This is a genomic window from Pedobacter sp. Leaf176 (genome assembly GCF_001424305.1).
Taxonomy (GTDB): domain Bacteria; phylum Bacteroidota; class Bacteroidia; order Sphingobacteriales; family Sphingobacteriaceae; genus Pedobacter.
Window position 1 is genome coordinate 35,481 of the sequence record NZ_LMPD01000005.1, and the last position, 14,323, is coordinate 49,803.

Consider the following 14,323-nt stretch of genomic DNA (forward strand, 5'->3'; position numbering starts at 1 on the left):
ACCTTTGCAGAAAAATTACTGATGAATTTCCCCGAAAAGTCTATCAGAAGTAAGTGCATTGCTTCTGTGTTATTTTTAATCCTGGTTATAGGCGAAGCTTCTGCGCAGCGTACAATTAACGATGTTATGGATTCAACTACAGTCAATCACTTATTAATTATCTCTAAAAAATACGGGTCTTTATCATTCAGTGGCTATTTACAACCTCAATTCCAGGTTGCACAAACAAACGGAACGCAGGCGGAATATCAGGGTGGGAATTTTGGAGAATTTACCAGTAATCGCTTTCGACTGAGGCGTGGGCGTTTGAGGGCAGATTATATGTTGTTAACAGATGATGGCGCGCCTTCTACTTATTTTGTGCTTCAATTCGATGGCACGGAGCAAGGTGTTGCCATAAGAGATTTTTGGGGCAGGTATTACGAAAATAAATGGAAAATCCTGGCGGTCACTTTAGGACTATCCGGCCGGCCGTTTGGGAATGAACTGCAATTATCATCATCGGTCAGGGAAGCTCCTGAGCGCGGAAGGATGTCACAAATTTTAATGAAAACAGAACGGGATTTAGGCGCTACTTTTACCTTAAACCCCAGGTGGAAAGACGCGAAGTTAAAAAACATTTCATTGGATTTGGGTGTGTATAACGGCCAGGGTTTAGCCGGCGCAGGCGAATTCGATAATAGCAAAGATTTCATCGCCAGACTAAGTCATAAACCCTACAAATTTAAATCCTTTACATTAGCGGGCGGAATAAGCACCCTGCAAGGCGGCTTGAATCATCGTTTGCCAGTAAGTTACAAAATGGAGCAAGTAAACGGAAGTTGGTTCATGGCTAAAGATTCATCTGCTTCCACGATAAATAAAGTTGCACCGAGAAGATATTATGGTGCCGATATTCAACTGTCAACCAATACACAAAGCTGGAAGTCGGAGCTGAGGGCCGAAGTTGTATCGGGATTACAAACAGGGACTTCAACAACATCCACTACACCTGGCTCCTATCCGGTCGACAATAAATCCATTCCCCTACCCTACTACACACGAACTTTTACCGGTGCTTATTTCACATTCGTACAAACATTAAACAGCACAGACAATCAACTGATTTTAAAGTATGACTGGTACGATCCAAACAGTAAGGTAAAAGGCATGAATATTTCATCTCTTTCTGGATTATCTGCAGCTGACGTTCGATTTGACACATTTGGCTTTGGTCTTTTACATCATTTCAATACCCACTTCAAAGCTGTGCTATATTACGATGTTATCAGAAATGAATCGACGCAAATTTCCGGTTATACCTCTGATAGGAAGGACAATGTATTAACACTAAGAACACAATTCTATTTTTAATAACTTGATGCGTGAGGATTTAATCCAAATTCATCTACCTTTGTTAAAAATATTGCCCTATGAAACTCGATTTTATGAATTTTAGCCTGAGTGAGATTTTATCTACCACGATGGTCCTTTTTGCCATTATCGACATTTTGGGCTCAATTCCTGTCGTTATCGAGCTTCGTAGAAAAGCCGGGCACATCGAATCGGAAAAGGCTTCGCTGGTTGCCGCTGGTTTGATGATTCTCTTTCTTTTTTTGGGCGAATCGCTATTAAAGGTTATCGGCCTAGATGTCGAGTCCTTCGCTATTGCAGGTTCATTTGTCATATTCTTTATTGCCATGGAAATGGTTTTAGGTTTAACCATTTTTAAAGAAGAAGCACCTGAAACAGTTTCAATCGTACCTTTAGCATTTCCGCTTATAGCCGGCGCGGGGACAATGACAACATTACTTTCTCTGAAAACTGAATACCATACTCAAAATATTCTGATAGGAATTGTCTTAAACATCATTTTCGTTTACTTCGTTTTAAAGAATACAAACAGGCTTGAAAAACTTTTTGGCAAGTCGGGATTAAACATTCTTCGAAAAGCTTTCGGTGTAATTTTGCTGGCAATTGCGATAAAGTTGTTCAGGAATAATACAGGGCTATAGAAAGCAACTGTAACAAATATTTAGTATGTTTATCTAAACAATAAAGCTAACATGAACAGCTTTGAGACATATACTGTAATAATCGGCGTACTAGCCGTTTTAATTGAAGCCTTTAAGCACCTCAGGAAGAATTTTAAATCGTGGCTTGAGCACATGTAAAGTAGGACTGATTTACGCCTGTTTGACTAATTCACCCCTTTTTTTCCTTAGTTTTTCTTAATCAATCTTGCGACAAACATCGTATCTGCATTTTTTCCATAGCCCTTAATTAACTCCATCGACTCTAATTCCAAAGGCAGATTTTCGGTGATGTGTTTAACTACATCTTCATTTTCTTGGGCAAAGGCCGAGCAGGTAATGTAAATAAGTGGTTTACCGGGTTTCAGATATCCAACAACATTATTTACAATTGCTTTTTGAATTGTCGAGAACTGGCTGATTTTACGTTCTTCAAAAAACGTAAGCATTTCAGGTGTTCTTCCCCAGGTTCCCGACCCAGTGCAAGGCGCATCGAGAATTATGCCATCAAAAGCATAATGATGTAGAATCTGGTCGTTATTTTTTAGGAGGTCTAATTCTTTTTTTTGGTATTTTCTTATGCCAGCCAACCTGAAACGTTCGTCTAAATTTAATAAAACGCTTTCTCTTAGATCAGTTACTAATAAATCTAATATGGGTTCTATACTATGCAATAGTAATGTTTTCCCACCAGAAGCAGCACAACAATCCCACCATTTATCCCACTTATTAGGCTTAAAATATATTCCCGTATGCTGCGAAGATAAATCCTGAACCTGGTATGAACCTTCAGCCAGGATATTTTCGAGTTTGGTTCCGTTTGGTAAAGAAAGCGAAGTTTCAGAAATCTGCTTTACATCAATATTTTCGGCCTGAAGTTTAGATACAACTGACGAAACGCTACTTGCAGCAACCCTTATAAAAAGATTGGGTTGAAGAAAAAAAGACTTGTAAAAATCGGCTTTGTCAATATCGCCAGATAGATGGTTATTAAATGGGTAAACTTCTTTTAAGTTAAATTCAGGATATTTTGAAGAGATCAAGTCGATTTTTTCATCTTGTGAAGCCGTAATTTTCTCAGCCAAATCAGGTAGGTTCTTCTCTACAATAAGGCTTAAGCTATCATGACATAGAAAGTCCGCCACACTTAATCTTTCCTCATGACCAAGGCTTGATAGTGCCTTACCTAAGCGGAAAAAGCTGTAAAGATGTCTTGTTGCCCATCTTCTATCTGATGAGCCCATTTGTTTATTTTGCTTGAAATATGCTGGCAAAAAACGATGCAAAGGCAAACTTCCATCATAATTTAGCAGCACTTGTTCGAAGGCTTTCAGCTGGTGTTCTACTCTCATCCTATTAAATTATAAAATTTTACTCAATTATATTTAAAGCAAAATTCCTGTATCTCAAAAGCATCACATTTGTGTTTATGTAACCAAATTGTTCATCGCGAACAAAGGTGAACGTATTATGCAGTCCTTTATATTTTTCTTTCGAAAGATATTCCAGATAATCCTCTCCATAAGTAGCCATTAACTTACCGAAATAGAACGCTTCATCAAAGCCTTTAAATGCATATTCACCAGGCTCAAAGCCAAATTTCTTCCTATAATTTTTGATGAAGTTAATAACATTAGAATTCATATAATCAATTTTATACGAAGAAGATATAACCGCATTTAAACCCTGCAATTTATCAGCAGGATAATTTTGCTTTGACCAAAGCGGATGACCAAACAGGTTTAACGCATAGCCACCTGTTGGCAAATTTCTAAGCTTATAAAGCTTTTCTATTGTGGGTAAAACAAAGGCCCTATCACTTGAGGTAACTACAATAGCATACTGCTTTCCTTTAATCATTTTAGTTTCGAAAGCAAAGGCTGAAGCATACTCCTGGACTATAAATTTACTTGAAGTTTGGTTTAAAAAAAATTTCCTAAAGGGCACAGCAAACTGTTCATCATCTGTTTTTTTAGGATTGATGATTACAATTATGGTGTTAGATGCATTATAAGTTTTCGAAATATAAGTTGCTATCTTCTTCGCATGCAAATCAATATTAGCTACAATCGATATTAAATTTGGATTGTTAAATTCGGCAGGGCTTGAAGCCGCTAAAGGTGAAACGACAGGTACGTTGTTTAGCTTAGAATAATTGGTAAAATATTTAATTCCTTCAGGGAAAACCGGGCCAATAACTAGATTGCTTTTTCTGAAATTATCTTGTTTGTACAACAATCCAATGTGTGCATTATCGTCTTGGGTATCATAAACATTAAGTTTAAAATTTAAGCCCGAAGCAGCTACCGAATCTAAACCCAATTTAAATCCCTGGTAAAAATCAATCGGCATTGCATACTTCTCCACATCTGCTTTACTCATTGATCTTAAGTTGACATCATCCAATTTAAAAGGAATAAGCAATGAAATACTTGCCTGAGAAAACTTCTTAACTGATTTTTTCTCCGCCGGCTTTTCTTTCTCTACTGGCTTTTTGACCGGTTCTGTTTTCACTGTAGCGATTTTAGGAGAACAAGCTCCCAAAATCAAAGCAGGCAGAATTAAAAGCCAATATTTTCTTTTTAACGTCATTGTATTGTTTTTAACAAAATATGCTGACAAAAGTTATACCTTATGCCAGCATATATAATATTAGTGATAAAAATTTGAATCAGTGTAACTGATATTTATTCCCACTCGATAGTTGCAGGTGGTTTAGAGCTGATGTCATAAACAACCCTATTGATACCTTTAACTTTATTTATAATTTCATTGGAGATTTTTGCCAAAACAGGGTAAGGTAAGTGACACCAATCAGCTGTCATACCATCAACTGATTCCACAGCTCGCAAGCAAATTACGTTTTCGTAAGTACGCTCATCGCCCATTACACCTACTGATTGTACGGGTAAAAAGATTGCACCTGCCTGCCAAACTTTATCATATAAACCTGCTGTCTTTAATTCATTAATATAAATTGAATCCGCGTGTTGAAGAATTTCAACTTTTTCTGCAGTTACGTCGCCCAGTATTCTTATTGCCAAACCTGGCCCAGGAAAAGGGTGGCGCCCTAAAATAACATCATCAATACCCAAAGCTTTACCGACTCTCCTAACTTCATCTTTAAATAGAGTTTTAAGTGGCTCAACGACTTTTAATTTCATAAAATCGGGTAGGCCTCCAACATTATGGTGGGATTTTATCGTTGCTGATGGGCCGTTAACGGAAATGGATTCGATAACGTCTGGATAAATTGTACCCTGGCCTAACCAGTTTACACCAGTAACTTCATGAGCCGCATCATCAAAAACTTCAATAAAAACCCTGCCGATTGCTTTTCTTTTTAACTCAGGATCTTTTAAACCTGCAAGCTGGCTAAGGAACCTGTCTTTAGCATCGATACCTTTAATATTCAGGCCCATGTGCTTGTATTGTTCCAGCACTTGTTCATATTCATCTTTACGTAAAAGACCATTATCAACAAAAATACAGTGTAGGTTTGTTCCGATTGCTTTGTGTAGCAGAACTGCAGCTACGCTGCTATCAACACCACCTGAAAGGCCTAAAACAACTTTATCATCACCAAGTTTTTCCTGCAAATCGGCAATTGTAGTTTCAATGAATGCAGCAGAAGTCCAATCCTGACTACAGCCACAAATATCAACTAAAAAGTTTTCCAAAAGAACTTTACCATCAATGCTGTGAGTTACTTCGGGGTGGAACTGAATGGCATAGGTGTCAGAATCTTTAATATGATAAGCAGCAACTTTTACACTTTCGGTGCTGGCAATTAGCTCGGCACCTTCAGGCATTTGGGTAATGGTATCGCCATGACTCATCCAAACCTGCGAATCAATGTTGATGCCTTTAAATAATTTATTTTCCTGGTTTACAAAACTAAGGTTTGCACGACCATATTCACGAGTCGACGAAGCACGAACGTCACCACCTGATTGTTGTGCAATGTATTGTGCACCGTAACAAACAGCTAGTACAGGAAATTTTAAGTGATAATTATTTAAATCAATCTGAGGTGCATCATCCTGACGAACAGAATAAGGACTTCCAGAGAAGATAACGCCTTTAACATCAGGGGTATTTATGTCAGGAAGATTGTTGAATGGGTATATTTCACAGTAAATATTCAGTTCGCGAACTCTACGGGCAATGAGTTGTGTAAATTGCGAACCAAAATCGACGATAATGATTTTTTCTTGCATCCGCAAAGATAGGGAAAGAAAGGGAATTGTTAAATTGTTTTATTGTTATTTATAGCCAATCTATCAATTCAACAATAAAGCAATTTATAGCTAATCAATATACACTATATTAAGACTCCATCAACTTAACCTCCACTCCGAACTTCCTTAGAAAATCTACCCCCTCATCACTTGGCAAGCCTTTATATGCTGCATATGATTTAGAATAATAAACTAATTTAATCCCCGAAGACAGAATCAATCTTGCACAGGCGATACATGGTGATAATGTGGTGTACAAGGTACAGCCTTCAATTTTAGCTCCATTTTTTGAAGCATAAAGTATGGCATTTTCTTCAGCGTGAAGTGCGAGAGAACAACTTCCTTTGCTATCGCGTGCGCAACCTGTATCAGGCCATTCTTCATCGCAATTATGCGTTCCAGCCGGCGGACCATTGTAACCGATAGAAATTATGCGTGTATCTTTGGTTAATACTGCGCCAACATGGGCGCGAACGCAATGAGAGCGGGTAGCCAGCTCAGTTGCGAGGTTCATAAATATGCTATCGAAGCTTGGTTTATTAATCATGTAAAAAATTAAAAAGCCACAGAAAAATCAAGTTCTCTGTGGCTGTAAAATTAGTTTATTATATTCTAATGTCCGCCGGCGATTTTCCGATCGAAATCTATACCTTGGGATTTTAATATTCCACTTACACGAATCGCATAGAAAGCCAGGTAAGCGAAGCAAAGCACGCCAACGATGTAACTGTATTGAATTCCTGTAAATTCAGATACATATCCTTGTAACCAGCTAACAATACCACCACCCATAATCATCATAATTAAGAAACTACTACCCTGACTGGTGTTTTTACCTAAGCCGCTAACAGCCAGTGTAAAGATACATGGCCACAATGTACTGCAGAATAAGCCAACGCTGGTAATAGCATATACACTAACCATCCCTGTAGTGAACATTCCAATTAACAAAGCACAAATACCGATTACCGAGAAAATTAACAACATCCTAGCTGGATTTCCTTTGCTGGCCATATCAGCCAGGATTAACACTAAAATAATTAGGCCGTAAACGTAAAACGGAGCCAAATCATGTTTTGCGATCGCATTTACTGCCAAAAAAATTCCAAATGCCAAATAAGGGGCAATAAACCTTAAAACCTTTTGTGTTGTAATGTTATCTGTGAAAGCTTCAACAGCACCTGTCCAACGACCAATCATCATACTTGCCCAATAAAGAGAGATATATGGTGCAATGTCCTGAATCGCAAATCCTAAATCTTTTTCCATGTATGCAGGTAAATTACTTGCTGTAGATACCTCAACACCCACATATACGAAGATAGCAATCATCCCTAAAACGAGTTGAGGGTATTTCAAAGCAGACCCTTTTGTTCCAAGCTCTTTATCATCGGCTTCAACTAAAGCAGGTCTGTCTGGCAATGATGATAGTTTTAAGAATATAGCAACAGCAATAAATGCCACGCCCAAAATTAGATAAGGCACCTTAACACTTTCGATGCTAATATTTGAATTTGCATTTGCCGCAGAACCGAAAATTGCAAAACTTACTACTAAAGGACCAATGGTTGTACCAAAATTATTTATGCCACCGGCTAAAGTCAAACGTTGTGAACCCGTTCTAATAGGACCTAAAGCAATTGCGAGCGGATTTGCAACAGTTTGTTGCAGCGAGAATCCCAAAGCAACGATAAACAGACCGGAAAGCATAAGGGGAAAAGAACCCAAATTTGCGGCAGGGTAAAATAACAATGTTCCTACAGCGGATATAACAAGCCCCAATGCAAGCGAATTTTTATAACCCAGCTTATTTACAATATCCTGTTTAATTAAAACAGAAATGGCGTTATAAATTAGTGCACCTACTGTATATGCAATATAAAAAGCCAATGAAACCCACTGACTTTGACTTTGGGTTAGATCGAAAGCTTTTTTAAATACCGGAATTAAGATATCATTACTGGCTGCTACGAAACCCCAAAAAAAGAAAACTGTAACTAATGGAATAAATTGCGCCCACTTGGTTTGTGCTTGTTCCTGACTCATTTTTTTTTTAAATTTTAGTGGGTTAAACTTAAATAAAAAAAATTAAAAATGGCTATTTATGATGCCTTTGCGACAAAAATAAAGTTGATATGTTTAGCTTTAAATTGCATATTCGCATATTCATAAATAACACAATGCATGTTTGAAGCCATATTGTTAGGTATAGGGGCAGGGATTATTTCGTCGTTTTTAACAGGTCCGGTATTTTTTGCAATGATAAAAACCAGTATCGAAAAGGGCTTCAAAGCTGGTTTTTCTTTAGCGATTGGTGTAATTATAAGTGACATTTTTCTAATTGGCCTGGTTCTTTTCGGCAGTCAGTTTTTTGAATATAAAGCCGATTTCGACAAGTATGTTGGATTAGTTGGAGGTTTATTTCTTTTAGCAGTAGGTATTTACTACCTGATTTCGAAAATTACCGTTCAATACGATAGTACTACATTACAAAAAATAAGCAAAAGGGGCTATGTACTGAAGGGATTCTTAATGTGCATACTTACGCCTTCTACACTAATGTTCTGGATTATTGTGAGCGGCATTATCTCGGTTAAGCTAAATAATATGCTTAACGAAAAACTGGTTTGCTTTTTCATCGCTATGGCAACACAATTGGCAATAGATGGTGCAAAAAGCTTATATTCAAGTAAGCTCCGGTATAAAATCAAAGAAGATTCCTTAAAAAAGTTAAATAAGATTGCGGGTGTTATCATTATTTTCTTCGCATTTTGGCTGGTTTTAAAAACTTATTTAAAGTTCTATGCTTAATTTTTTTCTCATTCTTTACCACGGCGTAAACAGCGAATCCACACAGAGGCACAAACGATTTTAGTATTAACAAACGGGTTCCAATGTATGCCGTTATGCATCTCACATTCATCCATTTTCACCACCTTAGAAACCTAAGAAGCACCTAAGCACATCAAATTGAAAAGAGTTTTCATGTCACCTATACCTATCGATCCGTCTTTCCCGCACAGGCGGGAATCTTAACGCTCATGTAGAAAACACACCCACCGCTTTAGGATTCCCTGTCAAGCAGGGAATGACGAAACGTTTAAAAAAAATAGCCCACATTTAATGTGGGCTATCTACTATTCAAAATATTTTAAAGCTAGTAAGCTCGTTGGTTATTTCCCTCTTTCCAGTTCACGAAAGCCTTGTTTACAACTTTATTACCACCCGGAGTTGGGTAATTACCTGAGAAATACCAGTCACCTTTATTCTTAGGGCATGCCTCATGAAGGTTTTCTAAGCTTTGATAGATAACTTCAACCTCTGCAATTGTGCCTTTTGGAGTAATAATCTGTGCAATTTTTGCTGAAATTTCTTCAGGCGTAAACGGCTTATAGATTTCCTTAACGTGATTAACGATTTCCTCTTTTGGTAACAATAACGAAGCTTTACATTTTGCATAAACATCTTCGATTACTTGCCATTGTCCACGTTCTGTTAGCAACTGTATCGCCGCATCGAATGCAACAAACTGTCCCATCCTGCTCATATCGATACCGTAGCAGTCAGGATAACGAATTTGCGGTGCTGAAGAAACAATAATAATTTTCTTCGGATGCAACCTATCTACAATTTTAATAATACTTTGTTTCAATGTCGTTCCACGTACGATAGAATCATCCAAAGCAACCAATGTATCTTTATGGTTATTTATAATTCCGTAAGTTGTATCATAAACGTGGGCAACCATTTCACTTCTATCCGCATCTTGCGTGATGAAAGTTCTAAGCTTAACGTCCTTAACGGCAAGCTTTTCCACTCTTGGTGCCATTGACAAGAGCTCGTCGAGTTGCTCATCATTTAGTTGCTCCTTATTATGAAGTAATGTATTTTTCTGATGGTTGCGAACATAACGCTGAACGCCGTCTACCAAACCAAAGAAAGCTACTTCTGCCGTATTTGGAATGAATGAGAAAACGGTATTCTTTAAATCATGGTTAACGGCTTGTAAAACTTTGTCGCTTAACAAACGGCCTAATTGTTTTCGTTCACGATAAATCTCAACATCACTTCCCTTAGAGAAATAAATGCGCTCAAATGAACAAGATAACCGCTCGGTTGGCTCACGGAATTGCTCCATGCTTACTTCGCCATTTTTCTTGATAATTAAGGCATGGCCCGGGTCGATTTCCTTAACATCTTTAAACTGAATATTAAAGGTTGTTTGCAATGCAGGGCGTTCAGATGCAGCCACAACAATTTCATCATCGTAGTAATAATAGGCAGGACGGATACCAGCGGGGTCTCTCATAATGAAAGAATCGCCGTTACCAACCATACCACAAATGGAATAACCACCATCCCAGGTTTTAGCTGAACGCCGAAGGATGTTAGCAATATCCAAATTATCAGAAATTTTATGGGTAATGGCTACGTTATCATGACCTTCTTTTTTATACTGGTCGAAAAGATCCTGATTTTCATCATCTAAAAAGTGTCCGATTTTTTCAAGAACGGTAACCGTATCTGCTTTTTCCTTAGGGTGCTGACCTAATTCATATAACTGCTCCAATAACTCATCAACGTTGGTCATGTTGAAGTTACCAGCGATAACCAGGTTACGAGTCATCCAGTTATTTTGCCTTAAAAAAGGATGGCAGTTTTCGATGCTGTTTTTACCGTGCGTACCATAACGCAAATGGCCCATTAACACCTCGCCAATAAAGCTAACATTGTTTTTGAGCCATTCAGTATCCTGCATCAGTTCAGGTGTGTTTTCCTGGATGTCAACAAATTTGTTCTGAACATATTCGAAGATATCTGCCACCGCATTGGAAGCCATACTCCTGTACCGGCTAATGTACCTGCTACCAGGTTTCATATCCAGTTTAATGGTCGCGATACCTGCGCCATCCTGGCCCCGGTTATGCTGTTTTTCCATTAAAAGGTATAATTTGTTAAGGCCGTAAAGCGCTGTACCGTACTTTTGCTGGTAGTAAGAAAGTGGTTTTAACAGGCGAATAAAAGCGATTCCGCATTCGTGTTTTATCTGATCACTCATTGTGTGGGTTTGAAGCCGCAAAGTTATCCTTTTAAATATTCACAACCTAAACAAAAGTGTTTTCTTTTGTCACAAGCAGGTTAATTTGACTTTAGTGACTATCAAGAAGTTATACTTTTGAAACGTTAAATTATTTGGAATTATTCTAAATAGCTTGCGTACTTCGTGTAAAAATTACACCTTTGTCCAATATTTAGATTTAGTCTAATTAACAACAAAGAACCATTGAAAAAATTTATACCATTTATTTTACTTCTCATAAGTCTTTCGTCCACGGCTCAAACACCTAATTATCTGAGCGGAAAAGTGGTTGATGATGGCGGTCATCCTGTCGAAAGCGTCAATATTAAAATTGTAGAAACAAATCAGTTTACCGTAACAGACAAAAATGGCGTATTTAAAATCCAGCTTACCAATTTATCTAATACCACTTTAACTATTGAATTCAGTTTTATAGGATATCAGAAATTATCTAAAAAAATAGATCTATTAAGTGGTGACTTTGACTTAGGCACTCTTGCGTTAAAAGATCTCAATTTAAGCTTAGAAACAATAGACATCAATGCAAAAAGAAATTATGAAGGGCAGTCAAATTCATCTTTAATCATTAGCAGAGATATTATTGAGCAAACCCCGGCCTTAAGTTTAAATGATTTACTTAATCAGATACCAAACAGAAAAGTTGTTGCTCCTTCATTGCAAAGTGTTCAAAACTTAACGCTTCGTTCAACAGTTGCTCCATCCACAGATGGACGTGGCTCTTTTGAACTAAGCAATGCATTTGGTGTGGCAATTATAATTGATGGTAATGCCATTAGCAATAACATGAATATGCAAAGCTATAACCCAGGTACGCTTGGTGCGGGCAATTCATTAATGTCAACTGGTGCAACTTACGGACTAAGCAGTTCAAAATCAACCAAAGATGGATATTCTGGGGATTACACTTTCGGGGGAACAGATTTGCGACAAATTCCAGTAGATAACATTGAAAGTGTTGAAGTTATAGCCGGCGTTGCGCCTGCTAAATATGGCGATTTAACTGATGGCGCAGTGATAGTAGAAAGGCAGGCAGGAAAAGCACCGGGTTATTTGCGCATGCAATTGAGAGATAATGCTAATTCTTACGGTTATTCTCAAGGTTTCAAACTATCTCCAAAAGCAGGAGCAATTAATATTGGTGTAAATTATGTCAGTTCATTTGCCGACAACAGAGATAAACTGAAAGCATACAAGCGGATTAATGCAAACACGATGTATACGAATACCTTTTTTAAAGACAACAGGTTAAAAAATACATTGAGCTTAGATTATGGAAGAAATTTAGATGGCTTAAGAAGTGATGATGATGATATAACAGAAAAGCTTATCAGATTTGATAGCTGGACTGCAAGCATCAGCAACCGAAGTTCTTATAGATTAAATACAAGCTTCCTTAAAACTATATCCTTAAACTTAAGATATTCTGAAGGTCACCAGGTAAGTTATCAGGAACAACTTAGAAATGAGCCATTTGTCTTGGTTTCCGATGCAACAAGTACTGGTATTCACCAAGGCCGTTATGAATCGGGGATATATACTGCGGCAAGTTTAATTGATGGGAGACCAGTTAATGCTTCGGCTAAACTAGACTTTAATGCCAATGTAAAAACGGGGGCAATTACTCATTTCCTTGGCTTTGGATTAAGTTATGATTATGGCGCAAATAAAGGCCAAGGGCAAGTTTTAGATCCGAACAGACCAAGATTTGGTACTGCAATTACCACTACATCATTATCACCAAACCGTTCCGAAAGATATTATGATTTCAACATTGCTGTACCCCAGCAAAACGTTGGTTTATATGCGGAAGATGTATTTAAACTCAAATTATTTAATCGCGATTTAAACTTAAGGGCAGGATTAAGATATGATATTCAAAATGCTTTACCTTCTTACTCGCCAAGGTTAAATATGAATTATACATTGAGTAAAAGCGTAAAAATAGGCTTTGCTTATGGACTGGCCTATAAATCGCCCTCTTTGGCTCAGCGATACCCCGGACCAACATACTATGAAATTCCGCTATTAAATGCGTTTAACGGAAATGCTGCAGAAAGTATTTACTTGGTTTATGTTAACAGATATGATCACGATGCTGGTCATATTAAATCAGCCAAGAGCCAGACTTTTGAGTTTACCTCTCAAATCAAATTAAAAGATTTTAATCTTTCCATATCCTTATTTAGCAAAGACTCAAGAGATGGGATAAGCACTGTATCCAACAGAAATTACATTACCTTACCGACCTATTCTGCAACATTACAAGCTGGTCAGAAACCAATAGTAATCCAAACAGGAACAAAAAACTTTGTTTTTACTACTCAATCTTTTGCTAACGATTTACGTTCGGACAACCAGGGAATAGAGCTCATTTTGAATTCTCCTCAAATCAAACAAATTGCCACCAGTTTTAATTTAAGTGGTGGTCTGTTCAGGACAAATTACCAAACGAATACTTTGTCAGTTGCTAGTGAACTTGAAGATGCGGCTCCTACAAGGCCAGATTATGCTTTGATGGCATATTATGAACCGACAAAAAGAATTTCCTACCTAAGCAATGCGAGAATAAGTTCGTCGACGCATGTTCCTAGAATCAGTTTAATTGTAAGTTTCTCAGCAGATTTTAGCCTTTTACAAAAAACGGTACAGTCACCAACCGCCGGAATTCCACTAGCCTATCTGACCAGAGATGGAAGATATATCGCCATAACCAATTTCGATAAAAACAACCCGGATTATGGTCATTTTTATAAACCTACATCAGAAATCAATGACGATAATGTACCGGCGATCATTCCTAATTTTCACTTAAGTCTGGCAAAGGAAATAAAGAAACGTTTCAGGTTTTCTTTTAACGTTTACAATGTTTTCAATAATCAGCCTTACTACATTTCCAGTAGTGGCAAATATAAATACCCCAATGCTGCGCCGTCTTTCGGAGCAGAAATATCTCTAAAACTTTAATAAAA

Annotated in this window: 10 protein-coding genes; 4 read left to right on the forward strand and 6 right to left on the reverse strand. The window is 37.6% G+C overall.

All coding sequences use genetic code 11. The annotated features are described in order from the left end of the window. The first annotated feature begins 21 nt into the window (after positions 1-21). Positions 22-1,353, forward strand: coding sequence for a hypothetical protein (locus ASF92_RS14610; RefSeq protein ID WP_056094633.1), 1,332 nt, complete (start codon positions 22-24; stop codon positions 1,351-1,353). A 74-nt stretch (positions 1,354-1,427) separates the two neighbouring features. Beyond that, entirely contained in the window at positions 1,428-1,994 is a 567-nt protein-coding gene (locus ASF92_RS14615) for a MarC family protein (RefSeq protein ID WP_056095442.1), read from the forward strand. A gap of 206 nt (positions 1,995-2,200) precedes the next feature. Here ASF92_RS14615 and ASF92_RS14620 read toward each other — a convergent pair whose 3' ends face one another. The 5 genes from ASF92_RS14620 to ASF92_RS14640 all read right to left on the reverse strand — a co-directional run bounded on the left by ASF92_RS14620 (position 2,201) and on the right by ASF92_RS14640 (position 8,299). Next, positions 2,201-3,364, reverse strand: a complete 1,164-nt coding sequence (locus ASF92_RS14620; protein ID WP_056094636.1) for an RNA methyltransferase — start codon at positions 3,362-3,364, stop codon at positions 2,201-2,203. Positions 3,365-3,383: 19 nt separating this feature from the next. Beyond that, the gene (locus tag ASF92_RS14625; RefSeq protein ID WP_056094638.1) at positions 3,384-4,604 is read right to left on the reverse strand and encodes an ABC transporter substrate-binding protein; all 1,221 of its coding nucleotides are present in this window, start codon (positions 4,602-4,604) and stop codon (positions 3,384-3,386) included. Positions 4,605-4,699: 95 nt separating this feature from the next. Continuing rightward, positions 4,700-6,232 carry a glutamine-hydrolyzing GMP synthase gene (gene guaA, locus ASF92_RS14630; RefSeq protein ID WP_056094641.1) on the reverse strand — a complete coding sequence of 511 codons (1,533 nt, stop codon included), beginning with the start codon at positions 6,230-6,232 and terminating at the stop codon, positions 4,700-4,702. A gap of 109 nt (positions 6,233-6,341) precedes the next feature. Then, positions 6,342-6,800, reverse strand: coding sequence for a dCMP deaminase family protein (locus ASF92_RS14635; protein ID WP_056094644.1), 459 nt, complete (start codon positions 6,798-6,800; stop codon positions 6,342-6,344). 65 nt (positions 6,801-6,865) lie between these two features. Next, a complete protein-coding gene (locus ASF92_RS14640) occupies positions 6,866-8,299 on the reverse strand; it encodes an MFS transporter (RefSeq protein ID WP_056094647.1) in 1,434 nt (477 codons plus the stop codon). 138 nt (positions 8,300-8,437) lie between these two features. On the opposite strand from ASF92_RS14640, the gene ASF92_RS14645 reads away from it, so the two are divergent. Beyond that, complete coding sequence (locus ASF92_RS14645; RefSeq protein ID WP_056094649.1) at positions 8,438-9,064, forward strand: LysE family translocator; 627 nt, start codon at positions 8,438-8,440, stop codon at positions 9,062-9,064. Between the two features lie 346 nt (positions 9,065-9,410). Here ASF92_RS14645 and ASF92_RS14650 read toward each other — a convergent pair whose 3' ends face one another. Further along, positions 9,411-11,312, reverse strand: a complete 1,902-nt coding sequence (locus ASF92_RS14650; RefSeq protein WP_056094652.1) for a class II glutamine amidotransferase — start codon at positions 11,310-11,312, stop codon at positions 9,411-9,413. A gap of 225 nt (positions 11,313-11,537) precedes the next feature. On the opposite strand from ASF92_RS14650, the gene ASF92_RS14655 reads away from it, so the two are divergent. Further along, positions 11,538-14,318 carry a TonB-dependent receptor domain-containing protein gene (locus ASF92_RS14655; protein WP_056094655.1) on the forward strand — a complete coding sequence of 927 codons (2,781 nt, stop codon included), beginning with the start codon at positions 11,538-11,540 and terminating at the stop codon, positions 14,316-14,318. The last annotated feature ends 5 nt before the right edge of the window (positions 14,319-14,323 follow it).

Bases quoted from the DNA above. Each gene is read 5' to 3' on its own strand.
- ASF92_RS14650 (WP_056094652.1), bottom strand. From the start codon at position 11,312: ATGAGTGATCAGATAAAACACGAATGCGGAATCGCTTTTATTCGCCTG.
- ASF92_RS14645 (WP_056094649.1), top strand. From the start codon at position 8,438: ATGTTTGAAGCCATATTGTTAGGTATAGGGGCAGGGATTATTTCGTCG.
- ASF92_RS14625 (WP_056094638.1), bottom strand. From the start codon at position 4,604: ATGACGTTAAAAAGAAAATATTGGCTTTTAATTCTGCCTGCTTTGATT.
- ASF92_RS14620 (WP_056094636.1), bottom strand. From the start codon at position 3,364: ATGAGAGTAGAACACCAGCTGAAAGCCTTCGAACAAGTGCTGCTAAAT.
- ASF92_RS14610 (WP_056094633.1), top strand. From the start codon at position 22: ATGAATTTCCCCGAAAAGTCTATCAGAAGTAAGTGCATTGCTTCTGTG.
- ASF92_RS14640 (WP_056094647.1), bottom strand. From the start codon at position 8,299: ATGAGTCAGGAACAAGCACAAACCAAGTGGGCGCAATTTATTCCATTA.
- ASF92_RS14615 (WP_056095442.1), top strand. From the start codon at position 1,428: ATGAATTTTAGCCTGAGTGAGATTTTATCTACCACGATGGTCCTTTTT.
- ASF92_RS14635 (WP_056094644.1), bottom strand. From the start codon at position 6,800: ATGATTAATAAACCAAGCTTCGATAGCATATTTATGAACCTCGCAACT.
- guaA (WP_056094641.1), bottom strand. From the start codon at position 6,232: ATGCAAGAAAAAATCATTATCGTCGATTTTGGTTCGCAATTTACACAA.